The following is a 26,518-nucleotide window of genomic DNA, read 5'->3' as shown; positions in this document are numbered from 1 at the left end:
GCGAGCCAACCTGCTGCGGATGCCCGGGCGGGCTGGTCGTGGATTGACCGCCCGTCAACTAATTTACGGAATGAACTAATTCGCCGAATAGGGGTTTGTGCGGAACGGTCCTCCTGGAACGCCTGCGCGCTGCGACCGTCCGGCCGTTCCGTTTGCTTCGTTCCAGGCGCGCGCGAGGCACCGGAGGGCGCACGTCCGATGCTTCCCAAGATGAAGCTTTGCGTCCTGTCGCGACGGTGCCCCCGGCACCGAGCGAACCGTCCGCCGAAGCGCGACGGGCTGCGACACCGGCGACTTCATCGGTCGGCCGCACCGGCGCGCTCAGCCGGCGCGGCGCCTCGCGTGCGCGCGTCAGCGCAGCCGAGCGACCTTGTGCAGCAACTCGCCGAGGATGAGCCGCTCACCCGGCGTCAGCGTCGACAGCGTCTCGCGTTCGCCCTCGAGCAGGCGCGCGGTCGCTTCCCTGACGAGCGCCGCGCCCGCCTCGGTGGTGCGCAGGTGCCGACCGCGGCGATCGCGCAGGTTGCGCTCGCGTGCGACGAGCCCGCGCCGTTCGAGCTTGTCGACCCACGACGTGATGTTGGGCGGCGTCACCGCGAGCGCCTTCGAAAGCTGCGCCGGCGACCCGCCGGGGTTCTCGTCGATCAGCGTGAGGATGGTGTACTCGACCGGCCGCAGCTCCATCGGCCCGCCGACCAGCCGCTCGAACACGCCGAAGGTGACGATCGCGGCCTGCGCGACCTGGTAGCCGATGAGGTGCTGCAGGCGCGCTTCGCCGAGGCCGCCGGCCGGCGTCGCGTCCCGCGGTTCACCGGCAGCGGAAGGGCGTGCTTTGCGGATGTCCATGGCAGCGGCTCCGGCGCATTGTTGCAGCCGTCCGGCATGCGCGGCCGCGCCTCGGGCCGGTCGCCGTTCGCCTCTGCCATGCATCGGCGGTGATCGTTCAATCCTTGAAAGAGATGGCATGCGTCGAGCGCTTCGCCACCGCCGCGACGGCAGCCACGGGTATCCACCAGAAGAGGCCCTTCGAGGCGCGAACTACATTGCTTCGCACCCCGCGCTCCCCGCCGGCTGGCAACGTCCCCGAGGTACCCGCATGCATTCGCTTCTGAAGCTTCGCTCCCTGTTCGCGGTCGCTACCGCGGCGGCGCTCGCCGCCGGCTGCGGCGGCGGCGGCCACGACGACGACGACGAGTCGCCCGCGCCGGCCGCGCTGCTGAACAACCCCGATCCGCTCGGCGGCTGCAGCGCGCTGGCGCCGCTCGCCAGCGCGCTCTCGAGCCCGGGCATGCAGGTCGCGATCACCTCGGCGACCTTGCGAAGTACCGCCACCACCGACGCCAGCGGCAACTATCGGCCGTACTGCGCAGTGGTCGGAACGATCAACGGCGGCCGCGTCGGCAACCGGGTCGCCGGGCAGACCGAGGCGGTCGCCACCTATGCGATCGCGTTCCAGGTCAACCTGCCGAGCACGTGGAACGGCAACCTCTTCTTCGCGGGCGGCGGCGGCAGCAACGGCTCGATCCCCAACACGACGGGCACGGTCACCAACGGCGAGGCGGTCAACCCGTTGCTGGCCGGCTACGCGACCGCGTCGACCGACACCGGCCACAGCAACGCCACCAACAACGATCCGGCCAACGGCGGCACCGCCGCCTTCGGGCTCGACAACCAGGCCCGCCTCGACTTCGGCTACAACGGGATTGGTCTGACCAAGCAGCTCGCCAACAAGCTGATCGAGCGCTACTACGGCAAGGCGCAGACGCACTCCTATTTCGCGGGCTGCTCCGAAGGCGGCCGCGAGGCGATGATGGTCGCGCAGCGCTTCGGCAGCGAGTTCGACGGCGTCGTCGCCGGCGACCCCGGCTCCGACCTGCCCAAGGCGTGGCTCGCCGAGGCGTGGGACACCCAGCAGTTCGCGAGCGCAGCCCGTGCGCAGAACCTCTTCGAGACCACCGGTCCGGGCGCCGGCACCACGCCGCTGCTCAATGCCGCGATCCGCCCGGCGCAATGGACCGCGTTGCAGCAGGCCGTTCTCGCGCAGTGCGACGCCGCCGACGGGCTGGCCGACGGCATGACCAACAAGCCGTGCAATTTCGACCTGAGCCGGGTCACCTGCGGCACGGCGGGTGCACCCGCCGAATGCCTGTCGTCCGTGCAGGCGACCGCGCTGCAGCGCGTGATGGCCGGCGCACGCAACAGCGCCGGCACCGCGCTCTACAGCGACTGGCCGTGGGACCCGGGCATCGGCGCGCCGGGCTGGCTGGCGTGGAAGACCGGCGCCTACAGCACCACCGGCACCAACACCGCGATCAACGTCACCCTCGGTGGCGGGGCGGGGCCGCTGATCTTCACGACCCCGCCGACGCTCGGCCTCGGAACCGCGAACTCGCTGGTGCAGTACCAGCTCAACTTCAATTTCGACACCGACGCCCCCAAGATCAGCGCGACCAGCGCCACCTATCCGGTCGCGCCGATCGACTTCATGGGCACGCACTCGACGGACCTCTCGGCGTTCAAGGCGCGCGGCGGCAGGATGATCCTGTACCACGGTCTCGCCGACCCGGTGTTCTCGTTCAAGTACACGGCGCGCTGGATCGACTCGCTGAGCGGGAACTCGGCCAACGGCAACCCGCGCGACTTCGTGCGGCTGTTCGGCATTCCCGGCATGAACCACTGCTCGGGCGGCCCCGCCACCGACAACGTGCCGGTGTTCACCGCGCTGGTGAACTGGCTCGAGAAGGGGCAGGCGCCCGACCGCATCGTCGCGCAGTCGAGCCCCGCGGCACCGGCGGCGTTCGGCTGGGCACTGCCCGCGGGAGCGACCACGCGGGTGCGGCCACTCTGCCCGTACCCGCAGTACGCGCACTACATCGGCGCGACGGGCACCAGCGCGGCCGCCCTCGCCGCTCAGAACAACCCGAGCAGCTACGTGTGCACGAACCCGTGAGGCAGCGCCGCGAGGCCGGCGCCGCGCGTGGACGGCGGGTCGTGCGGCCCTGCGGCCGATAAGGGGTCGGCAGGCCGCGGCGGTCAGCCGACCGGCAACGCCTGCAGCAGCACACCCGCTGCCGCACACGCCGCGAGCAGAGGCAGCACACCGACGCCGAAGCGGAACAGCGCGATCGCGGCGCCGAGCGCGATCGCAGCCGCACCGAGGTCGATCGGGCCGGCGAGGCCCTGCGGCCACAGCACGTGCCCGGCGAAGAACAGCGCCAGGTTGACGATCACGCCGACGACCGCGGCGGTGATCGCGGTGAGCGGCGCCGTGAAGCCGAGCCGCCCGTGCGTCGCTTCGACGAGCGGACCGCCGGTCAGGATGAAGACGAACGACGGCAGGAAGGTCACCGCCGTCACGACCGCGGCCGCGGCGAGCCCGGCGGCGAAGCGCGCCTCGGCGCCGAACGTCGCGGCGAACCAGCCGCCGACGAAGCCGATGAACGTCACCACCATGATCAGCGGGCCGGGCGTCGTCTCGCCGAGCGCGAGGCCGTCGATCATCTGGGTGGCGCCGATCCACTGGTGCTGCTCGACGGCGCCCTGCACCACGTAAGGCAGCACCGCGTAGGCGCCGCCGAAGGTCAGCAGCGCCGCCTTGGTGAAGAACCACGCCATGCGGGTCAGCGTGCCGGCGGGGCCGAACAGCGCGAGCAGCGAGCCGATGAGGCCGGCCCACAGCACGAGACCGGTTCCGACGACACCCGCGAACCGCACGGCCGAGTGACGCGCGTGCGGCGGGGGCGGCGCCGCGTCGTCGATCAGCGCCGGCGCCTGTCGGGCCTCGGCAGCGGCAGCGCTGACCCCGCTCGGCCGTGGCGCGAAGACCGTCGGCGCGACACGCGCACCGATCGCGCCGAGCAGCGCGGCCACCCCGATCAGCAGCGGGAACGGCGCGCCCAGGCGCAGCGCGACGAACGCCGCCGCAGCGATCGCGACCAGGCCCGGGTGAGTCAGGGTCCGCCGCCCGATGCGGTGCGCCGCGTGCAGCACGAGCGCGACCACCGCGGGCTTGAGGCCATAGAACACGCCGGCGACGAGCGGCAGGGTCCCGTGCGCCACGTACAGCCACGCGAGCCCGACGAGGACGACGAACGACGGCAGCACGAACAGCGCGCCGGCGGCAATGCCGCCGCGCACGCCGTGCATCAGCCAGCCGATGTAGGTGGCGAGCTGCTGCGCTTCGGGGCCGGGCAGCAGCATGCAGTAGTTGAGCGCGTGCAGAAAGCGGCGCTCGCCGATCCAGCGACGCTGCTCGACGAGCTCGCGGTGCATGATCGCGATCTGCCCGGCCGGGCCGCCGAAGCTGATGCAGCCGAGCTTGAGCCAGAACGCAAGGGCGCGACGGAACGAGGGTGCGGTCGCGCGCGGCGGGCCGGCTTCGGGCGGCGCCGCCCGCGACGTGTCGTCCGCGCGCGCTGCCGCTCGCGACCCCAGGTCGCTCACCGCGCCAGCGTCGCGATGATCGGGCACGGCTGCTCGAGACCGGTGTGCTCGCACGCGTCGACCAGGTGACGCAGCGCGCGTTGCATGCGACGCAGGTCGGCGAGCTTGGTCTCGATCTGCGCCAGGCGGTCGGCGGCGACGCGGCGGATCGAGCCGCGCTCGCTGCCATCCTCGAGCCGCAGCAGCTCGGCGATCTCGCCGAGGGAGAAGCCGAGCTCCTGCGCGCGCTTGATGAAACCGATCCGCTGCACCACCTGAGGCGGGTAGTGCCGGAACGCGCCGCGGCTCTCGGGCACCGGCAGCAGCCCGCGTTGCTGGTAGTAGCGGATCGTCTCGACGCCGACGCCCGCCGCCCTGGCGAGACGCCCGATCGTGAGGTCCTGCATGGTCGCCAGTTCGCTCATTGCAAGCTCCCGTTGCCGCCCCGCCGCCTGCATGGAATAGCGCTTGACTCTGGGGTGCACTACGGAGTCTAAGCTCACGCCATCGCCGATCAAGGGATGCCCGTGATGAACCGCCTCGAAACCCCTGTCTCCGCATCCGCACCGCTGCTGGACCCTGCCCAGGACCCCGTCTGCGGCATGAGCGTCGGCCCGCAGTCGAAGCACGTGCTCGAGTACGAAGGACGGACGCTGCGCTTCTGCTGCGCCGGCTGCAAGGCCCGGTTCGCGGCCGATCCCGCGACCTACGTGTCGCGTGCCGCGGCGAAGGCGCGCGCGAGCGCCGAGACGGCGGCGGCGCCGGGCGGATCGTGCTGCGTCCGCGCCAGTGCCGCGACGCCCGATCCCGGCCATGGCGCTGCTGCACGGTCGCGCGACTCGCATGTGGGCCACCAAGGTCACGCCACCGCTGCGGCGCCGGTTGCGCGGCACGGCCGTGGCAAGCACGCAAACGCCGCCCATCACGCCGACGCCGGCCATGGCCATGCCGGGGCCGCCCCTGCCGACGCGCACGGCTGCTGCGCGCACCGCGGCCACGCCAACCACGGTGCCGCCGCCGTCGTCGACGCGCCGCCCGGCACCCTGTACACCTGCCCGATGCACCCGGAGGTGCGGCAGGACCATCCGGGCGACTGCCCGAAGTGCGGCATGGCGCTCGAGCCCGAGATGCCGACGCTCGACGAGGGCGAGCACCCCGAACTCGTCGACTTCCGGCGCCGCTTCTGGTGGAGCCTGCCATTCACGCTCGCAGTCGCGGTGCTCGCGATGGCCGGGCACCGCCTGGGCTGGTTCGCACCCCAGACGCAGAGCTGGGTCGAGTTGCTGCTCACGCTGCCGGTCGTCGGCTGGGCCGGCGCGCCGTTCTTCCAGCGCGCATGGCAGTCGCTGGTCAACCGCAGTCCCAACATGTGGACGCTGATCGGCATCGGCACCGGCGCCGCGTTCGTCCACAGCGCGGTCGCGACGCTCGCGCCGGGCGTGTTCCCGTCCTCGTTCGCGTCGATGGGCCGCGTCGCGGTGTACTTCGAGGCCGCCGCGGTGATCGTCTCGCTGACCCTGCTGGGCCAGCTGCTCGAGCTGAAGGCGCGCTCGCAGACCTCGGCCGCGATCAGGTCGCTGCTCGGCCTCGCGCCCAGGACCGCGCGCCGCATCGCCGACGACGGCGGCGAGGAGGACATCCCGCTCACCCACGTGCACGTCGGCAACCGCCTGCGCGTGCGGCCCGGCGAGACGGTGCCGGTCGACGGCGTGGTGCTCGAGGGCGCGAGCGCGGTCGACGAGTCGATGCTGACCGGCGAGCCGCTGCCGGTCGCCAAGCGGCCCGGCGATGCGCTGATCGGCGCGACCCAGAACACGACCGGCGCGCTCGTCATGCGCGCCGACAAGGTCGGCTCGCAGACCGTGCTCGCGCAGATCGTGCAGCTCGTCGCGCAGGCCCAGCGCAGCAAGGCGCCGCTGCAGCGCATGGCCGACCGCGTGGCCGGCGTGTTCGTCGTCGCGGTGGTCGCGATCGCCGTCGCGACCTTCTTCGCCTGGGGCGTGTTCGGCCCCGAGCCGAGCTGGGTCCATGGCCTCATCAACGGGGTCGCGGTGTTGATCATCGCGTGCCCGTGCGCGCTCGGCCTCGCGACGCCGATGTCGATCATGGTCGCCACGGGCAACGCGGCGCGGCGCGGCATCCTGTTCCGCGACGCCGCCGCGATCGAGCACCTGCGCCGCGTGGACACGCTGGTGGTCGACAAGACCGGCACCCTGACCGAAGGCAGGCCGGCGCTCGACGCCGTGCTGGCGGCGCCCGGCTTCGACGCCGCCGAGGTGCTGCGCATTGCCGCCAGCGTCGACCAGGCGAGCGAGCACCCGCTGGCGGCAGCGATCGTCGCGGCGGCACGCGAGCGCGGCCTCGCGCTCGAGCGCGCCGACGGCTTCGAGTCCGGCACCGGCAGCGGCGTCCGCGCCACGCTAGGCGGCCGCCCGGTCGTGCTCGGCAGCGCGGCGCTGATGGCGGCCGACGGCATCGGGACCGAAGCGCTCGCCGACGAGGCCGCGCGCCGCCGCGCGGGCGGCGCCAGCGTGGTCCACGTCGCCGTCGACGGACGCCTCGCCGGCCTGCTCGCGATCACCGACCGCGTGAAGGCGACCACGCCCGACGCCCTGGCCGACCTGCGCGCGGCGGGCGTTCGCGTGCTGATGGCGAGCGGCGACGGCGCAGCCACCGCGCAGGCGGTCGGCCGCACGCTCGGCATCGACGAGGTGCACGGCGACGTCACGCCGGCCGACAAGCTCGCGCTCGTCGAGCGCCTGCAGCGCGAGGGCCGCGTCGTCGCGATGGCCGGCGACGGCATCAACGACGCGCCGGCGCTCGCGCAGGCCGACGTCGGCATCGCGATGGGCAGCGGCACCGACGTCGCGATGAACAGCGCCCCGGTCACGCTGGTCAAGGGCGACCTGCGCGGAGTCGCGATCGCGCGCCGCCTGTCGAGCGACACGGTCGCCAACATGAAGCAGAACCTGGCGTTCGCGTTCGTCTACAACGCGATCGGCATTCCGCTCGCCGCCGGCGTGCTCTACCCCGTCACCGGCTGGCTGCTGTCGCCGATGCTCGCCGCGCTCGCGATGAGCCTCAGCTCGGCATCGGTGATCGGGAACGCGCTGCGGCTGGCCGCGCGGCGCGAGACCGCGACCTGAGTGGCACGACGCCCGCGACGGGGCGGGAGCGGGCCCGCGCGCGGTGCCGGCCCGCTCTCACCGTCACGGCGCCGTCGCGAACGTGAACGACTTCGTGAACGCGACGCCGTTGGCCGTGCCGGTAGCGTTCAGGCGGTATGTGCTGCCTCTCGGCAGCGGCTGGGTCGGCACCAGGAACGCCTCGTGACTGCCGAGCTGGCTGTTCGCGTCGTTCGCGCGTGTGAGGCTGCGCAGCGGCACCGCACTCGCGTCGGCGATGCGCGTCAGCGACGCCGCCTGCACCGTGAGCGTCGCGCCGAGGTCGGTCCGCAGATAGATCGGCGTGCCGTAGTTCACCGGACCGGTCACGTCGGGGAAGGGGTTGAGGACCTCGTTGGCCGGATCCAACGCGCCGCTGAAGCCGCCCACACCCTCGCACGGCCACGTCGCGACGTTGCCGTTGCCGAGGCGCTGCGGATTGCCGGTGGTCGAGAAGTCGACGACCAGCCGGAACTGCTGCTGACTGAGCAATGAGAGGCTCGGCCCCGCCGGTGCCGTTGCCGCAATGCCGCCGACGCGTGCCGGCGTGAAGAGGTTCGCGGTGTTGTAGATGCTTTCCAGCAGGGCTCGCATGGACGCGATCCCCGTGTTCGAGTTCAACGCGAGCGGCGGGTTCTGCCCCGCGACGTAGAACAGGCCGAGCGCATGCGACGACTCGACCACCGGTTGCCCTGTCGGGAAGCCGGCTGCGCCGCCACGCGCGGTCGGCGTCGCGCCGGTGAAGTAGCTCCAGCTTGGATCCTCGGACGGGCCGAGCGCCGCGGCGTTGCGATCGATCGAGTTCTGCGCCAGATAGCGGGCATGCGAGGCAGCGGCGGTGTCGAGCCGGGTGTCCTGCTGCACCAGGCCGAAGCCGCATGCGGAACGCGCGGCCATCAGCAGATCCCACGCCCCACGTTCGACGCTGCCTTGCAGGTAGGTGGCCGGGGTGACGCTCGTCACCAGATCGGGCCCGGTCGATGCGGTCGCGGTGCCGGAAAGGTTCACCGCCAGCGACGCCGGCGTACCGCCGGTCGCAATGGTGAGGGTGCCGCTTGCGTCGCCGACCGTGACCGGCACGAAGGTCACCTGCACATTGCAGCTCTGCCCCGCCGCGAGCGTGGGTGACGTGGTGCAGGTACCGCCGGCGACGTTGAAGACGGCGCTGCTGCTGGTGACGCCGGTGACCGGCAGCGCGCTGCCCGTGCCGTTGCTCAGCGTCACCGTCTGCGCGGCGCTCGGGAGGCCGACCGATGTGGAGAAGGCGAGCGCGTTCGGCGACAGTGTCACGGCGGCGCCAGGGCTGCCGGAGCCGACGCCGCCACCCGTCCCGCCGGTGCCGCCGGTTCCCCCCGTGCCACCCGACCCACCCGTGCCGGAACCGACGCCACTGTCGCTGCCAGGCGCACCGTCGTCACCACCGCCGCCTCCGCCGCCACAGCCGGCGATCAGCAGGGTGGCGCCGAACAACACGCCGCAGGCCACGGCCGAGAAACGGCGGCCGGAGCCGCAACCCGCGCGAGACCGCGCGCTGAAAGAAGACGTCGTCAACATGCTTGCCAGGTTCCTGTGAATTCGAGAAGACAAACGGCGGCGACGCTCGCGCGAGGTGCCGCTTCTCCAGAGGCAGTGCTGGCAAGCGGCCCTCCCGAACCGCCCGGACAAGGACAGGCGGCGTGTAAAGCTGGCACGAGCGGCTCAGCGCCGGATCCAGCGCCGGTTGGTGATCGGGATCCAGTAGCCCAGCACCGCGGCGGCCGCGAAGCTGAGCAGGGCGGTCGACCAGATGCCGGCGGCGAGCGACGCTGCCGCGCTGACCGCCGACAGCAGCATCGGCCCGAGCGCGAGGCCGACGTCCGCCAGCAGGCGCCAGATGCCCAGGAAGTGCGCGCGGCCGGGCGACGGCGAGTAGTCCGCGCCGAGCGTCATCACGAGCCCCGAGCCGATGCCGTTGCCGAAGCCGATCAGCAGCGCCGCCACCAGCAGTGTCGCGGTGCCGTGGGTGAACGGCATCAACGCGAGCCCCACGCCCATGATCAACATCGACGGCACCGCGACGATGACGCGGCCGCGCTGGTCCATCACCTTGCCGGCCGGGTAGAAGACGAGCATGTCGATGGCGCTCGACAGGCCGTAGATCATCGACGTGGTCGCGGCGTCGAGGCCGACCGCGTCGGCCCAGAGCGGAATCACCACCTGGCGAGACGCGCGCACCGCCATCACCAGCATCACGCCGATGCCCACCGTGAGGAAAAGGCTGCGGTAATGCGTGGTCATGCCGCGCAAGGTCGGCGGTGCGGCAGCGAGCGGCTTGGTCGGGTCGCCTTGGGGCGGCGCGACCCGAACCGGCTCGGGCGCTTCGAGGTCGGGCATGCGCAGCGCCAGCCACGCCGCCGCGACGAGCGCGACGATGCCGACGCCGTACGCGCCCGCGATGCCGACGGCGTGGATCGCGCCGGCGGCGATGAACGGCCCGATGAAGAGGCCGATGCGCAGCACCCCGCCGAGCGTCGAGAGCGCGCGCGCCCGCATCGCGATCGGCACCGCCTCGGTGAGATAGCTCTGGCGGGCGAGGCCGAACACCGCCGACGCCATGCCGACCATGAACACGCCGACGGCGAGCGCGACGACGTGGGCGACCACGATGCAGAGCGCCATGCCGAGCGCGCCCCAGATGGCGGCGCCGATGATCGCGCGGCGCTCGCCGTACCGGGTGGTCAGCAGCGACGCCGGAATGTTGCTCAGCATCGAGCCGATGCCGATCAGGGTGACGATCAGTGCCGCGAGCGACACCGAGGCGCCGAGCTGGCGCGCGCTGAGGGCGACGATCGGCAGGATGGCACCGTCGCCGATGCCGAACAGCAGCGAGGGGCCGAAGGCGGGAACGGCGATGCGCCTGAGGCTGAAGGCTTCCGAAGGCATCGGGCGACTATGGCACGCCGCCGCGGGCGCGCCTTGGAGCCGGTCCCGTGCCGGCGACGCTGCCAAGAGCGCAACGGCGGCAGGCGCCGTGCGGAGCTTCGGCATGCTCCGCCGCTAGACTGCGGTCCCCTCGTTCGGAGCCCGTCCGATGATTCTCGAAGTTGCCGACATCCGCATCGAGCCGGGCCGCCAGGCCGAGTTCGACGCCGTCATCGCGAAGGCGCTTGCCGAGGTCGTCTCGCAGGCCGAGGGCTACCGCGGCCACCGGGTGCAGCGCGGCGTCGAATCACCCGAGCGCTACCTGCTGATGATCTGGTGGGATCGCCTCGAGAGCCACACCGTCGGTTTTCGGCAGAGCGAACGCTTCGTCGCCTGGCGCGCTACCGTGGGCCCGTTTTTCGCCACGCCGCCGCATGTCGAGCACTTCGAACTCGTCGACGCCACGGGCGCCGACCCGTCGCCGGCCCGGTGAATCGATCGCCGCGGTGCGGCCGGCGGTGAAACGGACCGCCGTTCGAGCGGCTCTCCTCGGCCTGACCGCGGCCCTGCTCGGCCGCGCCGCGCTCGCCGCCGAGCCGTCCGCAGCGCCGGAGCTGCCGATCCCGCCGATCGCGTTCCGCGCCCGCGTGCTCGACAACGGCCTGCGGGTGATCGCGGTCGAGCGGCGCGCCACGCCCACGGTCGCGGTGCAGGTCTGGTATCACGTCGGCAGTCGCGACGACCCGCCCGGCCGCTCCGGGTTCGCGCACCTCTTCGAGCACATGATGTTCAAGGCGACGCGCAACCTCGCCGACGAGCAGTTCGACCGCCTCACCGAGGACGTCGGAGGCGCCAACAACGCGTTCACGAGCGACGACGTGACCGCCTACCAGTCGGTGGTGCCCGCGAACCATCTCGAGACGCTGCTCTGGGCCGAGGCCGAGCGGATGGCGAACCTGCGCGTCGACGCCGCCAACTTCCGCTCCGAGCGCGCCGTCGTGCAGGAGGAGTACCGCCAGCAGATCCTTGCCGCGCCGTACGGCCGCTTCTTCAACGCGATCCCCGGCGCGTCGTACCGCGTCCACCCGTATCGGCGCACGACGATCGGCAGCATCGAGGACCTCGACGCCGCCGAGCTCGCCGACGTGGTCGCGTTCCACGCCGCCCACTACCGCCCCGACAACGCGACGCTGGTGGTCGCCGGCGACTTCGACCCGGCGCAGCTCGACGCCTGGGTCGATCGCTATTTCGGCCACCTGCCCAGGCCCCCGGCCGCTCCCGCCCGCGCGCCGGCCGACGAGCCGCCGTGGCCGGCCGACCGGCGCGTCGACCTGGCGGCGCCGCGCGTCCCGCTGCCTGCAGTTGCGCTCACCTGGCTCGCCCCGCCGCTCACGCACCCGGACGCCGCCGCGTTGCGGGTCGCCGCCGCGATCCTGGCCAACGGCGATTCGAGCCGGCTCAATCAGGCGCTGGTCTACCGTCAGCAGGTCGCGAGCCAGGCCGGCTTCGACGCCGACCTGCGGGTTGGCCCCGGTCTCCTGATCGGTTATGCGATCGCGGCGGGCGACAGCGCGCTCGAGCGCGTGCGCGCCGCCCTGCTCACCGAGGTGAAGCGCCTGATCGCGCAGCCGCCGCACGCCGCCGAGCTCGCAAAGGTGAAGACGCAGCTCATCACCGCCGCGTTCATGACGCGGCAGACTGCGCTCGGCCTGGGCGCCGCGGTCGCCGAGGCGGCCGTGCTCGAGGGCGATCCGGCGCGCGTCAACGCCAGCCTCGATGACCTGCGGCGCGTCAGCGCCGCCGACGTGCAGCGCGTGCTGCGGCGCTACGTCGCCGGCGCCCACCACGTGACGATCGCTTACCGGCAGGCGCCGGCAGCCCGATGAGCAGCGTGCAAGCCCGGCTGGCCGTCGCAACCGCCCGCGGCGCGCGCCCCGGACGCGGGCCCCGCATCGCGGGCGCGTTGGCGCTGCTCGGCGGCATTGCGGTGGCGCCCGGGGTGCTTGCGCAGGCGCGCGAGACGCCGCCGCCGCCCGGGCCGCCGCGCCCGCTCTCGATCGAGGCGCCGGCCGAACGCACGCTGCCGAACGGCCTGCGCGTCATCGTGGCGCGGCGCGCCGACGTGCCGCTGGTGAGCGCGGTGCTGGTGATCCGCTCCGGCGCCGAGGTCGACCCGCCCGGTCGCGCCGGCCTCGCGTCGCTGACCGCGGGTCTGCTCACGCAGGGCACCCGACGGCACAGCGCCCCGCGCATCGCGGCGGCCGCCGAAGCCCTGGGCGGTTCGCTCGAGAGCGGCGCCGGCTGGGACCGCTCGGAGGTCTCGATCACGGTCACGACGCCGCGCCTCGACGCCGCGCTCGGGCTGCTTGCCGAGGTGGCGACCGAGCCGACCTTCGCGAACGCCGAGATCGACCGCCTGCGCGCCCAGACGCTCGACCAGCTCAAGGTCACCTACGCGAGCCCCGGCGCGCTGGCGCGCCTCGCGGTCGAGCGCCAGGCGTTCGGCAACGGCGCCTACGGCCATCCCGCGAACGGGACGCCGACGTCGCTCAAGCGCATCGGCCGGACCGACGTGACCGCGCTGCACCGCGCCTACTACCGGCCCGACAACGCCGCGCTCGTGCTCGCCGGCGACGTCGACCTCGACGCGGGCGTCGCCCTCGCGGCGCGGCACTTCGGCCGCTGGCGCGCGCCTTCCGACAGCGCCGTGCCGACCCCCGCCGACGCCGCCGGAATGCCCGGCGCGCCGCTGCTGCTGGTCGACATGCCGGCGTCGGGGCAGGCCGGCGTCGCGTTCGGCGTCGCCTTGCCCCGCCCGCGCGACGACGAGCGCGCGATCGCGAGCGTGCTCAACGCGGTGCTCGGCGGCGGCTATTCGTCGCGCCTCAACCAGGAGATCCGGATCCGGCGCGGGCTCAGCTACGGCGCCGGGAGCCAGCTCGAGATGCGGCGCCGCGCCGCGCTGCTGCGCGTTGCCGTGCAGACGCGCAACGAGACCGCCGGCGACGTCGCCGCGCTGATCGACGCCGAGATCGACCGCCTGATCGCCGAGCCGGTCGGTGCCGACGAGCTCGCGGCCCGCCAGGCGACGCTGCTCGGCGACCTCTCGCGCAGTCTCGAGACCACCAGCGGGCTTGCCGGCGCGATCGTGGCGCTGGTCGCCGGCGATCGCGACCCCGCGGAGCTGCCGGCGCGCGTCGATGCGCTCGCGGCAGTCACGCCGGCGCAGATCCAGCGCTATGCGGCGACGCACCTCGGCACCGAACGTCGCCGCGTCGTGGTTGCCGGCGAAGTGACGAGCATGGGCGAGGCATTGGCCAGGCGCGCGGCGCGCACGCTGAACGCGGCCGAGCTCGATCGCGACGGGGCATCGGCAGTGCCGAAACCGGCGCGCTGAGTCCGCCGAACGGCAAGAACGCCACGCCGCGCCGAACCCGTTCTCTCGCCACGCCGCAAGCGCCTACCACGGCCCGGCGCACGGCGCGTGCAAGGCCCTTGACCTGCGCGCTCGGTTAAACCCGATGGCGACAGGCGATGGCAATAACTGGGACAATAGTGCCCCCCTGCGGCGGGCATGCGTCACGGTGACACGGGTCATCGGCGCGGCCGGCCGCCTTCTTAGGTACCGACATGGCCACCCGACGCTCTTCTCCCGCTCCCGTCCCCGAGAACGCGCAGAAACTGCGCCAGACCCAGGCCGAGTACGTCGCCGCGCGCCCCGCCGGCGAGCCGGGCGTCAAGCCGATGATGTCGAGCTCGAAGATGTACGTGTGCCGGCGCTGCCAGGCCAACTTCAAGACCGGCGACGGCAAGCCCGACTCGCGCCTGCCGGGGCTCGGCAAGTGCAACAAGTGCCTCGCCGCGGCGTCGGCACCGATCGCCGCCTGAGCCCCCGACGCACGCTCCGGCGTGCGTTCTTGTTGATGGACGGCCGCTGCGCTTCGGTGCGCGCGCCGTACCGGCCCGTCTGCGGGTCCGTCCAGCGCCGAGCAGCAGCTCCCGCCGATCCGCTCACCCCGGCAGCAGCCACTGCGTGAGCGCGTGGATCGCGAGTCCGACGAGGCCGCCGACCAGCGTGCCGTTGATGCGGATGAACTGCAGGTCGCGCCCGATGTTGCGCTCGAGCTCGTCGGTCATCTCGTCGGCGTTCCACTCGGCGACGCGGGCGATGATGTAGAGCCGGATGTCCTCGCGGTAGCGCTCGATCCAGCGCGGCGCCGCGACCCGCAGCTGCCCGTTGATCCACTCGCGCATCGCGGCGTCGGCTCCGAGCTTGGCGCCGACGGCGCGCGCGCCGAGCGCGAGCTGCTCGCGCACCACCGACTCGTTGCGCCCGAGGTCGTCCTCGAGCCAGCGCACGAGGTCGCTCCAGAGACCGTTCAGGTACTCGCCGACCGCCGGATGCGCGAGTGCCTCGCGCTGCCAGCCGGCGACGCGCTCGCGCAGCGCCGGCTCGCTGCGCAGGCGCTCGATCGAGATCGCCACGTGGTCGTCGAAGCGCTCGCGCAGCGGGTGCGTCGGGTCGGCGCCGAGCTCGCCCACGAGGCGCGCGACGCCACCGGCGATCTTCTGGGCGAGGTAGCGCCCGGCGACGCTGTCGAGCCCGACGTAGCGCAGCACCTTCAGCTCGCTGGCGACGATTTCGGCGATCGCGGCCCGCACCGAGTCGTCGTCGAGCACGCGGGCAAGCCGCCGCAGCACCGCATCGAGCAGGTGCTGGTGCCGCCCCTCGCTGGTCAGCAGCTCGAGCAGGTGCGCGGCGAGCGTCGCGCCGTCGACGCGCTCGAGGCGGCCGAGCACCGCGGCGCCGAAGAACTGGCGCAGGCGCGCGTCGTCGACCACCCCGGCGCCGTAGCGCAGCGCCTGCCCCAGATGACGCGCGAGCTGCGCGGCGCGGCGCGGATCGGCGAGCCAGGCCGCGGCGCGCCCGGCGGCGTCGAACGCCTCCACCTTCTTCAGCACCTGCTCGTTGCTCAGGAAGTTGGCGCACAGGAAGGTCGCGAGGTTGCGGCCGATCCGGTCCTTGTTGGTCGGGATGATCGCGGTATGCGGGATGCGCAGCCCGAGCGGGTGGCGGAACAGCGCGACCACCGCGAACCAGTCGGCGACCGCGCCGACCATCGCGGCCTCGGCGAACGCGGCCACGTAGCTCCACGCCGGCGCGCGCGCGCTCAGCGCATGGGCGACGGCATAGACCGCCGCGGCGCCCAGCAGCAGGCAGAGCGCGATCGCCTTCATGCGGCGCAGGTCGGCGGCGCGCGCCGCCGGCTGCCGCAGGTCGTCGGAAACGCCGCTCACCGGCCCGGGCCCGGCTGCTTCGGCGCGCGCGGCGCCGTCAGCCGCGTTCCTTCAGCCACGCCTCGTAGCGCGCCCGCGTCGCGGCATCGGCCGGGTAGAGGCCGGGCAGCGGCACGCCGGCGTCGACCTGCTCGAGCACCCACGACTCGTGGCGCTCCTGCTCGAGTGCCGGGCCGGCGACCTCGTCGAGCAGCGCGGCGGGGATAACCACCGCGCCGTCGTCATCGGCGACGATCACGTCGTTCGGGAAAATCGCGACGCCGCCGCACGCGACCGGCTCCTGCCATCCGACGAAGGTGAGCGAGGTCACCGACGCCGGTGCCGCGGTGCCCTGGCACCAGACCGCGAGGCCGGTCGCCTGCACGCCGGCGAGGTCGCGCACCACGCCATCGGTGACCAGCCCGGCGACCTCGCGCTTCTTCATGCGCGCGCAGAGGATGTCGCCGAAGATGCCGGCGTCGGTCACGCCCATCGCGTCGACCACGGCGATCACGCCGGGCGGCATCGCTTCGATGGCGGCCCGGGTCGAGATCGGCGAGGCCCACGAAGCCGGCGTCGCGAGGTCCTCGCGCGCCGGCACGAAGCGCAGCGTGAAGGCACGCCCGACACGGCGCGGGCCGCCCGGCTGCAGCGGCCGCGCGCGCCGGATCCAGACGTTGCGCAGCCCCTTCTTCATCAAGACGGCGGTCAGCGTCGCGGTCGTGACCGAGCGCAGGGCGTCGATGAGGTCGGCGCCGAGCGGCTCGACCGGGCGTTTTTCCACGTTCTCTCCTGTCTGGGTGGCGCGGCCGACCCCTGGTGCGGGCCCCGCCGGGCACCCTCTCGCGGGGGCGAGGCCCCATTCTGCAACCCGGCTCCGGCGGGCTGCACAATGCAGCCCTTTTTGAGGATCCCGATCGGCCATGGCCCCAGATTTCCCCGAGGCGCCGGTTCCGAGCAGCGGCGCGCCGGCTGCTCCGAGCGAGGCCGACGGAGCCGCACGGTCCGCGCCCGACGTGGCCGCGAGCGGCTCCGTCGATGCGCCGGCGACGGCTCCCGATGCGCCGCAGGGTGCGCGTGACGAGGGCGTGGCGACGCCGACCGGCGGCGCGGGCGCGCCCGGCGTCGACGCTGCCCAGGCCGCGTCGTCGGCCAGCGCCAGCAGCGCTGCCGAGGCGGGCGGAGAAGCTGCCGCCACGCCGTCGGCCGGATCGGCCACACGCGCGTCCGACGCCGCTGCGGCGGGTCCCGTCACGAAGGCCCAGGAGCCCGCGTCCCGCGGCGCCAGCGAACCGGCCGACGCCGGTCCGCGGCTGCGCGCCCTGTTCCCCAAGCTGTTCGGCAACCCGCCCAAGCCGCTCAAGCTCCGCATCCAGCAGGACATCCAGCAGCAGGCGCCGGGCCAGTTCAGCAAGCAGGCGCTCACCGCATTTCTGCGCCGCTACACCGGCGGCCACGGTTATCTGGTCGCGCTGGCAAACGGCAAGACACGCTTCGGCCTCGATGGCGAGCCGGCCGGCGAAGTGACCGCCGAGCACCGCCAGGCCGCGATCGACGAGCTGGGGCGGCGCCGCGCGAACCGGCAGGCGCGCATCGAGCTCGACGAGCAGCAGCGTCGCAACCGCGCCACGCTGTTGCGCGACTTCGAGACGACGACGCTGACGCCGGCCAACTTCTGCGCGCTCAAGGGCATCGCCCCCGAGGAGCTCGACGGGCTGCTCCAGCGCGCCCGCCAGGAAGCCGCCCAGCGCGCCCAGGCGGTGCGCACCGAGCCCGGCGCACGCCGAATGCCAAGCCCTGGAGAGCGGCGGCGCCGACCGCCGCGTCGACAGGAGACACGATGGACCTGAAGGTGCAGATCGAGATCAGCGACGAGCTTGCCGACGACGTGATCAAGTCGACCGGCATGCTCGACCTCGCGAGCGGTGAGATCCGCAACGTCGAGTACGACGGTTACGACGTCGAGAAGCTCGGCGTGCCGGCGCAGCGCCCCGACTACGAGTTCACCAGCGGCCTGCTCACCAACGAAGGCAAGGACGTCGAGTTCGGCATCAACGTCGAGCCGCTCAGCAACACCTACTCGATCACGCCGAGCGAGCTGCTCGAACTCAAGGTGCGTGCCGCCAAGCTGTTCGCCGGCATCGCGCCGAGCACGCTTGCCGAGGCGCCGGGCAGCAAGAGCGCGGCCAAGCCTGCCGCCAAGAAGGCGGCGCGCAAGACCGCGGGCGCCAAGGCGCGGCCGGGGACCGGCGACAAGCGCTCCTCGCTGCACTAGTCGAGCGAACCTTCTCTGACACCCCGATACCGACGCGCCTCGCCGCCGGTTGAACATTGCGCGATTCACGGGAGCAAGCCCATGAACCCAGACGTCGAACGCCGCGCCCAGGAGCGCGATCCCGAAGACGAGTTGTCGCCCGAATGCCTGGCGCTGCTCGTCACCTGCGGCGGCGAGATCCGCGAGAGCGACCAGCGCTCGGTCGCCCGCGTTCGCGACGTCGCGATGCCCGACCGCCGCCGCGGCGATCGGCGCGCCACCGCGCCGGTGTACGTGCCCGAGAGCGCCGCCGCAGCGCCGCCGGAAGCCACGCCGTACGGGCGACGCGCGACCGACCGCCGCTGAAGCCGGCCGGCCGCGCGTCGGCGCCGGGCCGACGCCGTTACTGCATCACCTGACGCGACCGGGCCTCGGGGGCCGGGCCCTCGTCGCTGCCGGCGGCCGGCACCGTCACGATCTGCACCGTGCGCGTCGGGAACGCGAGGCTGGTGCCGAGCTTCTGCAGCTCCTCGATCAGGCGCAGGTTGATCATCTGCTGCAGGTCCATGTAGAGCGCGTAGCTGGCGTCCCTGACGTAGTAGACGACCTCGTAGTCGAGCGAGCTCTCGCCGAGCGTCGCCAGGTGCGCCCGATCGAAGCGCAACTGCTCGCTCGACTCGACGATCCGCTTGACGATGCCCGGGATCTCGCGCGCCTTGTCGGCGGGCGTGTCGTAGGTGACGCCGAACTTGAACTGGATCCGGCGCTCGTTCATGCGCTTGTAGTTGCGAATCGTCTGCTTGAGCAGCTCGGTGTTCGAGATCACGATCTGCTCGCCGGAGAGGCTGCGCACGCGCGTGGTCTTGAGGCCGATGTGCTCGACGCTGCCGTTCACGGATCCGAACTGCACCGCGTCGCCCACCTCGAACGGCTTGTCGACCGCGATCGCGAGCGAGGCGAACAGATCGCCGAGCACGTTCTGCACCGCCAGCGCGATCGCGATGCCGCCGATGCCGAGACTGGCGACGAAGGCGGTGATGTCGACGCCGAGGTTCGACAGCACGGCCAGCAGCACCACCGTCCAGATCGCCGTGCGCAAGCCCCACGAGAGCAGCATCGCCGACGCGCTGACCTGCGTCATGCCGGCGGTCGCGTGGCGGTGCACGTAGACGCGCAGCGCGATCGTGACGAGCTCGTTGATCCAGAGCGCGAACTGGAGCGCGATGGTGATGAACCAGAGGTGGTCGATGCGCGTCGCCCAGCGCGCCGGCAGGTCGAGCAGGCTGGCGCCGATGAGCAGCGCCGTGAGCGCGATCAGCCAGCGGTTGGTGGCGCCGAACACCTCGACCGCCATGTCGTCGAAGCGATTGCGCGTGTGCGCCGCGAACGCGGCGGCGCGCGCGCTCGCGATGCGCAGCACCATGCTCATCGCGAGGTAGCTCGCGAGCGCGGCGATCACGGCGAACGCCCAGTTGGCGTACGGCGCATGCAGCCCGGGCAGGCTCGACAGCCAGCCGGGTTCGAGGGTGGTTGGATTCATGGTCAGGATCGCGATTGAAGGATCGGGCACGGACGCGATGCCGGCGCGGCGGCCGCAGCAAAGCGCCGAGAGGTGGCGCGGTGCGACCGGATCGCCCAGCGGGGCAAGAGCCGTTCCCGCCTGACGGCGGCACGACGCTTGCCGCACCTGGCCATCACTCGCCATGGAGGCACGCATGCCCGACAACAAGCAGCACACCGGCGGCCAGGATCGCCAGCGGATCAACGTCCACGAAGACTATGAGTTGCGCGATTGGGCGAAAAAGTTCAATGCGACGCCCGAACAGATCAAGGAAGCCGTGCAGGCGGTGGGCGATCTCGCGGCCGACGTCGAGATGCACCTGAACGGCACCCGGAGCACGACCAACAAGGAGCGCGTGGCCTCGGCCGGCGGCTGATCCACGCCCGGCGCAGCCCGTGCCGGGTGGCTGCCCGCTGCGGCTGCGTCTCACGCCACGCGCGGCCCGCGACGCCACGCTCCCGCGTTGATGCGGATGGCCGGGCCCGAGCGGCCGGGCTATCGTCGGTGCGCGACGCCGCGCTCGCCGCGTCGCACCACTGCAGGCGCGCGCGGCACCGAGCCGGTCGCGGCGTCACCGATCACCCGCGACGCGAGAGGACGACACCCGCATGGCCACCTTGGCTTCCCGGCTCAACCCGCGCAGCGAGTCGTTCCGGGCCTACGCCACGGCGATGCGCGCGCTCGTCGACGACCTGCGCCGGCGCCTCGACGGGGTCGCGCTCGGCGGCGGCGAGGCCGCACGGGCCCGCCACGTCGCGCGCGGCAAGCTGCTGCCGCGCGACCGCGTCGAGATGCTGCTCGACCCCGACACGCCGTTCCTCGAGGTGGCGCCGCTCGCCGCGCTCGACATGTACGGCAACGACGCGCCGGGCGCGGGTCTGATCGCCGGCATCGGCCGGGTCGCTGGCGTCGAGTGCATGGTCGTCTGCAACGACGCCACCGTGAAGGGCGGCACCTACTACCCGATCACGGTCAAGAAGCACCTGCGCGCGCAGGAGATCGCCGAACAGAACCGGCTGCCGTGCATCTATCTGGTCGACTCGGGCGGCGCCAACCTGCCCAACCAGGACGAGGTCTTCCCCGATCGCGACCACTTCGGGCGCATCTTCTACAACCAGGCGCGGATGAGCGCCCAGGGCATTCCGCAGATCGCGGTGGTGATGGGCTCGTGCACCGCCGGCGGTGCGTACGTGCCGGCGATGAGCGACGAATCGATCATCGTCAAGGAGCAGGGCACGATCTTCCTCGGCGGGCCGCCGCTCGTGAAGGCGGCGATCGGAGAAGTGGTGAGTGCCGAGGACCTCGGCGGCGGCGACGTGCACACGCGGCTGTCGGGCGTCGCCGACCACCTGGCGCTCAACGACACCCATGCCCTGGCGATCGCGCGCGACGCCGTGCGCCACCTCAACTGGAACAAGCGCGTCGAGCTGCGACTCGAGACGCCGCGTCCGCCGGCCTACGACCCGGCCGAGCTGCACGGCGTGATCCCGACGGATACGAGAAAGCCCTTCGACGTGCGCGAGATCATCGCGCGCATCGTCGATGGCTCCGAGTTCGACGAGTTCAAGGCACGCTTCGGCACCACCCTCGTCACCGGTTTCGCGCACATCGAGGGCATGCCGGTCGGCATCGTCGCCAACAACGGCGTGCTGTTCTCCGAGTCGGCCCAGAAGGGCGCGCACTTCATCGAGCTGTGCTGCCAGCGCAAGGTGCCGCTGGTGTTCCTGCAGAACATCACCGGCTTCATGGTCGGTCGCAAGTACGAGGCCGAGGGCATCGCCAAGCACGGCGCCAAGATGGTGACCGCGGTCGCGACCGCGAACGTCCCCAAGTTCACGGTGATCATCGGCGGCAGCTTCGGCGCCGGCAACTACGGGATGTGCGGCCGCGCGTACTCGCCGCGCTTCCTCTGGATGTGGCCGAACGCGCGCATCGGCGTGATGGGCGGCGAGCAGGCGGCAAGCGTGCTCGCCACCGTGCGCCGCGACGCCATCGAAGCCAAGGGCGGCCAGTGGCCGGCGGAGGACGAGGCCGCGTTCCGCCAGCCCATCCTCGAACAATTCGAGCGCCAGGCGCACCCTTACTACGCGAGCGCACGCCTGTGGGACGACGGCGTGATCGACCCGGCCGACACGCGCCGCGTGCTCGCGCTCGGGATCAGCGCGAGCCTCAACGCGCCGATCCCCGACGCGCGTTTCGGCGTGTTCCGGATGTAGCCCGATGGCGTCGACTGGTCCGACCATTCCATCGAACGTGCCGTCCGATGCACCCGCCATCGGCGTTTCGGCAACGGCTGGCGCCTCCGCACCCGGTGCGGTCAGCACCCCGTCGAGCGGCGAGGGCGGTTCCTTGGTCGAGGTCGAACGCGTCGGCCCGGTCGCGCGCGTCTGGCTCAACCGGCCCGACGTCCGCAACGCGTTCAACGACGACGTGATCGCCGCCCTGACGGCCACCTTCGAGGCACTCGGCGCCGAGTCCGACCTGCGCGCCATCGTGCTCGGCGGCCGCGGCAAGGCGTTCTGCGCCGGCGCCGACCTCGCGTGGATGCGCCGCATGGCGGGCTACAGCTGGGACGAGAACCGCGCCGACGCCGAGCAGCTCGCCGCCATGCTGTGGACGATCTACGCCTGCCCGGTGCCGGTCGTCGGCCGCGTGCACGGCGACTGCTATGCCGGCGGTGTCGGCCTCGCCGCGGTGTGCGACGTCCTCGTTGCATCGGATGCGGCGACGTTCTGTCTCAGCGAAGCGCGTCTCGGACTGCTGCCCGCGACGATCAGCCCGTACGTGATCCGCGCGCTCGGCGAGCAGGCATCGCGGCGCTACTTCGTCACCGCCGAGCGCTTCGGCGCCGCCGAGGCGCACCGGCTCGGCTTCGTTCACGAACTGACGAGCGTGGACGAGCTCGATGCGGCCGTCGACCAGGTCGTCGCCGCCCTCGTCGTCAACGGCCCCGCAGCGACCCGCACCTGCAAGCGCCTCGTGCAGGAGATCGCCGGGCAGCCGATCGCCGCCGCGCTACGCGCCGACACCGCCCGCCGCATCGCCGACGTGCGCGCCAGCGCCGAAGGCCGCGAAGGCGTGCAGGCGTTCCTCGGCAAGCGCAGGCCGGCGTGGCTGAACGAGTGACGCCGCTGACGAAAGTCGTGACGTTGGGAAGGTGCTGATGTTCAAGAAGATCCTCATCGCCAACCGGGCGGACATCGACTGCGCAGCAGTCGATGCGGTAGAGGCTCATGTCCGCGCAGCGGACGTGATGCCGGAACCACATCGCCGTACACGCGCAGCGTGCGGCGATCGAGCCGCGGAGCACTGATGTTCAAGAAGGTCCTGATCGCCAACCGCGGCGACATCGACTGCGCAGCAGTCGATGCGGTGGAGGCTCATGTCCGCGCAGCGGACGTGATGCCGGAACCACATCGCCGTACACGCGCAGCGTGCGGCGATCGAGCCGCGGAGCACTGATGTTCAACAAGATCCTCATCGCCAACCGCGGCGACATCGACTGCGCAGCAGTCGATGCGGTGGAGGCTCATGTCCGCGCAGCGGACGTGATGCCGGAACCACATCGCCGTGCACGCGCAGCGTGCGGCGGTCGAGCCGCGGAGCACTGATGTTCAAGAAGATCCTCATCGCCAACCGCGGCGAGATCGCCTGCCGCGTCGCCGCGACCGCGCGCCGGCTCGGCATCCGCACGGTCGCGGTCTATGCCGACATCGACGCGCATGCCAAGCACGTGCTGGCGTGCGACGAGGCGGTGCGGATCGGCGGCGACGCGCCCGGCGAGAGCTACCTGTGTGGCGAGCGCGTCATCGAGGCGGCGCGGGCGAGCGGCGCCGACGCGATCCACCCGGGCTACGGCTTCCTCAGCGAGAACGCCGGGTTCGCGCAGGCCTGCGCGGACGCCGGCATCGTCTTCATCGGTCCGCCGCCTGCGGCGATCCATGCGATGGGACTGAAGTCGGAATCCAAGCGCCTGATGGAGGCGGCGGGCGTGCCGCTGGTGCCCGGCTACCACGGCGTCGATCAGGATCCGGCGCTGCTGCGCCGCGAGGCCGACCGCATCGGCTATCCGGTGCTGATCAAGGCGAGCGCGGGCGGTGGCGGCAAGGGCATGCGCGTCGTCGAGTCGGCCGACGCGTTCGACGCTGCGCTCGCCTCGTGCCGGCGCGAGGCGAGCAGCAGCTTCGGCAACGATGCGGTGCTGATCGAGCGCTACGTCACACGGCCGCGCCACGTCGAGATCCAGGTCTTCGGCGACACGCACGGCAACCTGGTCCACCTGTTCGAGCGCGACTGCTCGGTGCAGCGGCGCCACCAGAAGGTGCTCGAGGAGGCGCCGGCGCCCGGCCTCGGCGAGGCGCGACGGCGTGAGATGGGTGCCGCGGCGATCGCGGCGGCGCGCGCGGTCGGCTACGTCGGCGCCGGCACCGTCGAGTTCATCGCCGAGCCGACCGAAAGCGGCGACCTTCGCTTCTGGTTCATGGAGATGAACACCCGGCTGCAGGTCGAGCACCCGGTGACGGAAGCGATCACCGGGCTCGATCTCGTCGAGTGGCAGCTGCGCGTCGCCGCCGGCGAGGCGCTGCCGCTGACGCAGGACGAGCTGCGGATTCGCGGCCATTCGATCGAGGCACGCATCTGCGCCGAGAACCCCGACGCCAACTTCATGCCCTCGACCGGGCGGCTCGACGTGTTCCGCGTCCCCGACGCCACCGAGTTCGACCGTGCGCCGGTGCGCATCGACGCCGGCGTGCGCGAAGGCGACACGATCTCGCCGTTCTACGACCCGATGATCGCCAAGCTGATCGTCTGGGGCGCCGACCGCGCCGAGGCGCTGGCGCGGCTCGACCAGGCGCTCGCCGCGACGCACCTCGTCGGCCCGCATACCAACGTCGCGTTCCTGCGCCGCGTGATCGCGACGCGATCGTTCGCGGGCGCCGACCTCGACACCGCGCTGATCGAGCGCGAGCGCGCGGCGCTGTTCGAGGCGCCGCCGCTCGCCGTCGAACTGGTCGCCGGCGCGGTGGTCGCCGACGCGATCGCGGCCGAGCGTGCACTCGAGGGCGCCGACCCGTGGTCGCGGCGCGACGGCTGGCGCCTGCACGGCAGCGCGCTGCGCCGCTTCGACATCGAGATCGACGGCACGCACCACGTCGCGCGCCTCGAGCGCAGCCGGGACGGCGCGCCGACCCTTGCGCTCGGTGAGCGGCGCTGGCCGATCGAGGTCGCGGCGCGCGGCGCCGGCCGCCACGACGTGACGCTCGGCGAGGCGCGCCACGCGGTCACCGTGCTCGGCGCCGGCGAGCAGCTCGCGGTGTTCGCCGCCGACGGGACGGCGAGGCTGCGCCTCGTCGACCCGATCGCGCACGCCCGCGACGCGGCGACGCCCGAAGGCGGCCTCAGCGCGCCGATGCCGGGCAAGGTGGTCGCCTTCCTCGCCGGCGTCGGCGACCGCGTCGAGGCGGGTCAGCCGCTCGCGGTGATGGAAGCGATGAAGATGGAGCACACGATCACCGCGCCGCACGCCGGCCGGGTGAAGGAGCTGCTCTACGCGGTCGGCGACCAGGTCGCCGAGGGCGGCGAGCTGCTCAGCCTCGAACCGGCGTAAGGTCGGCCCTGGCCCACGATTCCGCTGCGAGGACGAAACCATGCTTCCCGACCACGTGACGCTCGTCGACGTCGGCCCGCGCGACGGCCTGCAGAACGAGAAGGAGCCGGTCAGCGCCGCGCACAAGATCGAGCTCGTGCACCGGCTGCAGGCGGCCGGCCTTCGCGAGATCGAGGTCACCAGCTTCGTCAGCCCCAAGTGGGTGCCGCAGATGGCCGACAACCGCGAGGTGATGGACGGCATCGAGCGTCGGCCCGGCGTGCGCTACTCGGTGCTGACGCCCAACCTCAAGGGGCTCGACGCCGCGCTCGCGACGCGGCCCGACGAGATCGTCGTGTTCGGCGCGGCGACCGAGGCGTTCAGCCAGCGCAACATCAACTGCAGCATCGCCGAGAGCTTCGAGCGCTTCCGGCCGGTGGTCGAGACCGCGCACGCGAACGGCATCAAGGTGCGCGGCGCGATCTCGTGCGCGCTCGGCTGCCCGTACCAGGGCGAGGTCTCGGCCGACGAGGTCGAGCGCGTCGTGCGGCTCATGAAGGACATCGGCGTCGACCACTGCGGCGTGGCCGACACGATCGGCGTCGGCACGCCGCGCAAGGTGCAGGCCGCGATGGAGCGCGCGCTGCGCCACTACCCCATCGCCGAGGTGAGCGGCCATTTCCACGACACCTACGGGCAGGCCCTGGTCAACATCCACGCCTGCCTCCAGATGGGCATCGCGATCTTCGACGCCAGCGTCGCCGGGCTCGGCGGCTGCCCCTACGCCAAGGGTGCGACTGGCAACGTCGCGACCGAGGACGTGCTGTTCCTGCTGAACGGCCTCGGCATCGAGACCGGCATCGACCTCGACCGGCTGGTCGACGCCGCAGCCTTCATCTCGGGCGTGCTCGGCCGCAAGCCCGTCTCGCGCACCGGCAACGCCCTGCTCGCCAAGCGGGCCGGCTGATCGCGCGGGCTGGGCACACGGGTTGCAAGCCCGTGCGTGCCGCGGCGACGCGGCCCTGCCCTCACTCCAACCGCGAGACAGCCAACCGTGCAGACGCTCGACGAGATGCTCGCCCTCCACCTCCTCACGCCCGAGCAGCACGCGCAGATCGGCGCGTGGATCGCCGAGGTGCGTACCCCCGACGCGATCGCCCGGATGCCGGCGCACCTGTGGCGCGCGCTCTCGCTCGCCAGCGTGCTGATGGGCTTCGACAACGACCTCATGCAGGCGCCGGCGTTCGAGCGCGACGCGCCGCCCTAGCGGCGCCTGGGCACGCCGGGCAGCGCGTGCATTCGATCCAGCCATCGGCGTGCCGGCGCCGTGCCCGATCGACCCCATCGGCCAT

General features: G+C 72.5%; 26 protein-coding genes. 18 read left to right on the top strand and 8 right to left on the bottom strand.

Going from position 1 to position 26,518, the window contains the following annotated elements; translation table 11 throughout:
- Positions 1 to 351: 351 nt before the first annotated feature.
- Positions 352 to 846 (bottom strand): MarR family winged helix-turn-helix transcriptional regulator, encoded by a 495-nt coding sequence (locus tag HQN59_RS03485; RefSeq protein WP_176066054.1) that lies wholly within the window; start codon positions 844 to 846, stop codon positions 352 to 354.
- Between the two features lie 250 nt (positions 847 to 1,096).
- Between HQN59_RS03485 and HQN59_RS03480 the strand changes: the two genes are divergently transcribed.
- Positions 1,097 to 2,950 (top strand): tannase/feruloyl esterase family alpha/beta hydrolase, encoded by a 1,854-nt coding sequence (locus HQN59_RS03480; protein ID WP_176066052.1) that lies wholly within the window; start codon positions 1,097 to 1,099, stop codon positions 2,948 to 2,950.
- Positions 2,951 to 3,033: 83 nt separating this feature from the next.
- Here HQN59_RS03480 and chrA read toward each other — a convergent pair whose 3' ends face one another.
- The gene (gene chrA / locus HQN59_RS03475; RefSeq protein WP_176066311.1) at positions 3,034 to 4,434 is read right to left on the bottom strand and encodes a chromate efflux transporter; all 1,401 of its coding nucleotides are present in this window, start codon (positions 4,432 to 4,434) and stop codon (positions 3,034 to 3,036) included.
- 5 nt (positions 4,435 to 4,439) lie between these two features.
- Positions 4,440 to 4,847, bottom strand: coding sequence for a MerR family transcriptional regulator (locus HQN59_RS03470; protein ID WP_217703810.1), 408 nt, complete (start codon positions 4,845 to 4,847; stop codon positions 4,440 to 4,442).
- A 105-nt stretch (positions 4,848 to 4,952) separates the two neighbouring features.
- On the opposite strand from HQN59_RS03470, the gene HQN59_RS03465 reads away from it, so the two are divergent.
- A complete protein-coding gene (locus tag HQN59_RS03465) occupies positions 4,953 to 7,568 on the top strand; it encodes a heavy metal translocating P-type ATPase (RefSeq protein WP_176066050.1) in 2,616 nt (871 codons plus the stop codon).
- Positions 7,569 to 7,631: 63 nt separating this feature from the next.
- Here HQN59_RS03465 and HQN59_RS03460 read toward each other — a convergent pair whose 3' ends face one another.
- Complete coding sequence (locus HQN59_RS03460; RefSeq protein ID WP_176066048.1) at positions 7,632 to 8,876, bottom strand: hypothetical protein; 1,245 nt, start codon at positions 8,874 to 8,876, stop codon at positions 7,632 to 7,634.
- Positions 8,877 to 9,284: 408 nt separating this feature from the next.
- Positions 9,285 to 10,508, bottom strand: a complete 1,224-nt coding sequence (locus HQN59_RS03455; RefSeq protein ID WP_176066046.1) for an MFS transporter — start codon at positions 10,506 to 10,508, stop codon at positions 9,285 to 9,287.
- 148 nt (positions 10,509 to 10,656) lie between these two features.
- Here HQN59_RS03455 and HQN59_RS03450 point away from each other — a divergent pair, with 148 nt between their 5' ends.
- From HQN59_RS03450 to HQN59_RS03435, 4 genes are all read left to right on the top strand, one after another.
- Positions 10,657 to 10,980, top strand: a complete 324-nt coding sequence (locus HQN59_RS03450; RefSeq protein ID WP_176066044.1) for an antibiotic biosynthesis monooxygenase family protein — start codon at positions 10,657 to 10,659, stop codon at positions 10,978 to 10,980.
- 25 nt (positions 10,981 to 11,005) lie between these two features.
- On the top strand, positions 11,006 to 12,373 hold the full coding sequence (locus tag HQN59_RS03445) for a M16 family metallopeptidase (RefSeq protein WP_217703809.1): 1,368 nt from the start codon (positions 11,006 to 11,008) through the stop codon (positions 12,371 to 12,373).
- Positions 12,370 to 13,884, top strand: coding sequence for a M16 family metallopeptidase (locus tag HQN59_RS03440; protein ID WP_176066041.1), 1,515 nt, complete (start codon positions 12,370 to 12,372; stop codon positions 13,882 to 13,884). Before HQN59_RS03445 ends, HQN59_RS03440 begins: the two co-directional genes overlap by 4 nt.
- A 233-nt stretch (positions 13,885 to 14,117) precedes the next feature.
- A complete protein-coding gene (locus HQN59_RS03435; RefSeq protein WP_176066039.1) occupies positions 14,118 to 14,375 on the top strand; it encodes a hypothetical protein in 258 nt (85 codons plus the stop codon).
- A 123-nt stretch (positions 14,376 to 14,498) separates the two neighbouring features.
- Here the strand turns inward: HQN59_RS03435 and HQN59_RS03430 are convergent, their stop codons facing one another.
- Both HQN59_RS03430 and HQN59_RS03425 read right to left on the bottom strand, forming a co-directional pair.
- The gene (locus HQN59_RS03430; protein ID WP_342451102.1) at positions 14,499 to 15,785 is read right to left on the bottom strand and encodes a DUF445 domain-containing protein; all 1,287 of its coding nucleotides are present in this window, start codon (positions 15,783 to 15,785) and stop codon (positions 14,499 to 14,501) included.
- A 37-nt stretch (positions 15,786 to 15,822) separates the two neighbouring features.
- Positions 15,823 to 16,548 (bottom strand): ribonuclease activity regulator RraA, encoded by a 726-nt coding sequence (locus HQN59_RS03425; protein WP_342451101.1) that lies wholly within the window; start codon positions 16,546 to 16,548, stop codon positions 15,823 to 15,825.
- Between the two features lie 139 nt (positions 16,549 to 16,687).
- Here HQN59_RS03425 and HQN59_RS03420 point away from each other — a divergent pair, with 139 nt between their 5' ends.
- The 3 genes from HQN59_RS03420 to HQN59_RS03410 all read left to right on the top strand — a co-directional run bounded on the left by HQN59_RS03420 (position 16,688) and on the right by HQN59_RS03410 (position 18,384).
- Positions 16,688 to 17,614, top strand: coding sequence for a ProQ/FINO family protein (locus HQN59_RS03420; protein WP_176066035.1), 927 nt, complete (start codon positions 16,688 to 16,690; stop codon positions 17,612 to 17,614).
- Positions 17,605 to 18,039, top strand: coding sequence for a hypothetical protein (locus HQN59_RS03415; RefSeq protein WP_176066033.1), 435 nt, complete (start codon positions 17,605 to 17,607; stop codon positions 18,037 to 18,039). The genes HQN59_RS03420 and HQN59_RS03415 overlap by 10 nt, the downstream gene beginning before the upstream one ends.
- 81 nt (positions 18,040 to 18,120) lie before the next feature.
- Entirely contained in the window at positions 18,121 to 18,384 is a 264-nt protein-coding gene (locus tag HQN59_RS03410; RefSeq protein WP_176066031.1) for a hypothetical protein, read from the top strand.
- Between the two features lie 37 nt (positions 18,385 to 18,421).
- Here HQN59_RS03410 and HQN59_RS03405 read toward each other — a convergent pair whose 3' ends face one another.
- Positions 18,422 to 19,558 carry a mechanosensitive ion channel family protein gene (locus HQN59_RS03405; RefSeq protein WP_176066029.1) on the bottom strand — a complete coding sequence of 379 codons (1,137 nt, stop codon included), beginning with the start codon at positions 19,556 to 19,558 and terminating at the stop codon, positions 18,422 to 18,424.
- A gap of 175 nt (positions 19,559 to 19,733) precedes the next feature.
- Between HQN59_RS03405 and HQN59_RS03400 the strand changes: the two genes are divergently transcribed.
- The 9 genes from HQN59_RS03400 to HQN59_RS03360 all read left to right on the top strand — a co-directional run bounded on the left by HQN59_RS03400 (position 19,734) and on the right by HQN59_RS03360 (position 26,433).
- Positions 19,734 to 19,955, top strand: coding sequence for a DUF3606 domain-containing protein (locus HQN59_RS03400; RefSeq protein WP_176066027.1), 222 nt, complete (start codon positions 19,734 to 19,736; stop codon positions 19,953 to 19,955).
- Positions 19,956 to 20,187: 232 nt separating this feature from the next.
- A complete protein-coding gene (locus HQN59_RS03395; protein ID WP_176066025.1) occupies positions 20,188 to 21,795 on the top strand; it encodes a carboxyl transferase domain-containing protein in 1,608 nt (535 codons plus the stop codon).
- 4 nt (positions 21,796 to 21,799) lie between these two features.
- On the top strand, positions 21,800 to 22,705 hold the full coding sequence (locus HQN59_RS03390) for an enoyl-CoA hydratase/isomerase family protein (protein ID WP_176066023.1): 906 nt from the start codon (positions 21,800 to 21,802) through the stop codon (positions 22,703 to 22,705).
- 37 nt (positions 22,706 to 22,742) lie between these two features.
- Entirely contained in the window at positions 22,743 to 22,892 is a 150-nt protein-coding gene (locus HQN59_RS03385) for a hypothetical protein (RefSeq protein ID WP_176066021.1), read from the top strand.
- Complete coding sequence (locus HQN59_RS03380; RefSeq protein ID WP_176066019.1) at positions 22,892 to 23,041, top strand: hypothetical protein; 150 nt, start codon at positions 22,892 to 22,894, stop codon at positions 23,039 to 23,041. Before HQN59_RS03385 ends, HQN59_RS03380 begins: the two co-directional genes overlap by 1 nt.
- The gene (locus HQN59_RS03375) at positions 23,041 to 23,190 is read left to right on the top strand and encodes a hypothetical protein (protein ID WP_176066016.1); all 150 of its coding nucleotides are present in this window, start codon (positions 23,041 to 23,043) and stop codon (positions 23,188 to 23,190) included. Before HQN59_RS03380 ends, HQN59_RS03375 begins: the two co-directional genes overlap by 1 nt.
- Positions 23,190 to 25,187, top strand: a complete 1,998-nt coding sequence (locus HQN59_RS03370) for an acetyl-CoA carboxylase biotin carboxylase subunit (RefSeq protein WP_176066014.1) — start codon at positions 23,190 to 23,192, stop codon at positions 25,185 to 25,187. The genes HQN59_RS03375 and HQN59_RS03370 overlap by 1 nt, the downstream gene beginning before the upstream one ends.
- 40 nt (positions 25,188 to 25,227) lie before the next feature.
- Positions 25,228 to 26,133 (top strand): hydroxymethylglutaryl-CoA lyase, encoded by a 906-nt coding sequence (locus tag HQN59_RS03365; protein ID WP_176066012.1) that lies wholly within the window; start codon positions 25,228 to 25,230, stop codon positions 26,131 to 26,133.
- An 87-nt stretch (positions 26,134 to 26,220) separates the two neighbouring features.
- On the top strand, positions 26,221 to 26,433 hold the full coding sequence (locus HQN59_RS03360) for a hypothetical protein (RefSeq protein ID WP_176066010.1): 213 nt from the start codon (positions 26,221 to 26,223) through the stop codon (positions 26,431 to 26,433).
- Positions 26,434 to 26,518: the final 85 nt, after the last annotated feature.

It is taken from the genome of Rhizobacter koreensis (genome assembly GCF_013366375.1).
Lineage (GTDB): Bacteria > Pseudomonadota > Gammaproteobacteria > Burkholderiales > Burkholderiaceae_C > Schlegelella_A > Schlegelella_A koreensis.
This window is presented reverse-complemented; position numbering and strand designations above follow the sequence as displayed.

Bases quoted from the DNA above. Each gene is read 5' to 3' on its own strand.
- HQN59_RS03485 (WP_176066054.1), bottom strand. From the start codon at position 846: ATGGACATCCGCAAAGCACGCCCTTCCGCTGCCGGTGAACCGCGGGAC.
- HQN59_RS03480 (WP_176066052.1), top strand. From the start codon at position 1,097: ATGCATTCGCTTCTGAAGCTTCGCTCCCTGTTCGCGGTCGCTACCGCG.
- HQN59_RS03470 (WP_217703810.1), bottom strand. From the start codon at position 4,847: ATGAGCGAACTGGCGACCATGCAGGACCTCACGATCGGGCGTCTCGCC.
- HQN59_RS03465 (WP_176066050.1), top strand. From the start codon at position 4,953: ATGAACCGCCTCGAAACCCCTGTCTCCGCATCCGCACCGCTGCTGGAC.
- HQN59_RS03455 (WP_176066046.1), bottom strand. From the start codon at position 10,508: ATGCCTTCGGAAGCCTTCAGCCTCAGGCGCATCGCCGTTCCCGCCTTC.
- HQN59_RS03450 (WP_176066044.1), top strand. From the start codon at position 10,657: ATGATTCTCGAAGTTGCCGACATCCGCATCGAGCCGGGCCGCCAGGCC.
- HQN59_RS03440 (WP_176066041.1), top strand. From the start codon at position 12,370: ATGAGCAGCGTGCAAGCCCGGCTGGCCGTCGCAACCGCCCGCGGCGCG.
- HQN59_RS03435 (WP_176066039.1), top strand. From the start codon at position 14,118: ATGGCCACCCGACGCTCTTCTCCCGCTCCCGTCCCCGAGAACGCGCAG.
- HQN59_RS03420 (WP_176066035.1), top strand. From the start codon at position 16,688: ATGGCCCCAGATTTCCCCGAGGCGCCGGTTCCGAGCAGCGGCGCGCCG.
- HQN59_RS03415 (WP_176066033.1), top strand. From the start codon at position 17,605: ATGGACCTGAAGGTGCAGATCGAGATCAGCGACGAGCTTGCCGACGAC.
- HQN59_RS03410 (WP_176066031.1), top strand. From the start codon at position 18,121: ATGAACCCAGACGTCGAACGCCGCGCCCAGGAGCGCGATCCCGAAGAC.
- HQN59_RS03405 (WP_176066029.1), bottom strand. From the start codon at position 19,558: ATGAATCCAACCACCCTCGAACCCGGCTGGCTGTCGAGCCTGCCCGGG.
- HQN59_RS03400 (WP_176066027.1), top strand. From the start codon at position 19,734: ATGCCCGACAACAAGCAGCACACCGGCGGCCAGGATCGCCAGCGGATC.
- HQN59_RS03395 (WP_176066025.1), top strand. From the start codon at position 20,188: ATGGCCACCTTGGCTTCCCGGCTCAACCCGCGCAGCGAGTCGTTCCGG.
- HQN59_RS03390 (WP_176066023.1), top strand. From the start codon at position 21,800: ATGGCGTCGACTGGTCCGACCATTCCATCGAACGTGCCGTCCGATGCA.
- HQN59_RS03385 (WP_176066021.1), top strand. From the start codon at position 22,743: ATGTTCAAGAAGATCCTCATCGCCAACCGGGCGGACATCGACTGCGCA.
- HQN59_RS03380 (WP_176066019.1), top strand. From the start codon at position 22,892: ATGTTCAAGAAGGTCCTGATCGCCAACCGCGGCGACATCGACTGCGCA.
- HQN59_RS03375 (WP_176066016.1), top strand. From the start codon at position 23,041: ATGTTCAACAAGATCCTCATCGCCAACCGCGGCGACATCGACTGCGCA.
- HQN59_RS03370 (WP_176066014.1), top strand. From the start codon at position 23,190: ATGTTCAAGAAGATCCTCATCGCCAACCGCGGCGAGATCGCCTGCCGC.
- HQN59_RS03365 (WP_176066012.1), top strand. From the start codon at position 25,228: ATGCTTCCCGACCACGTGACGCTCGTCGACGTCGGCCCGCGCGACGGC.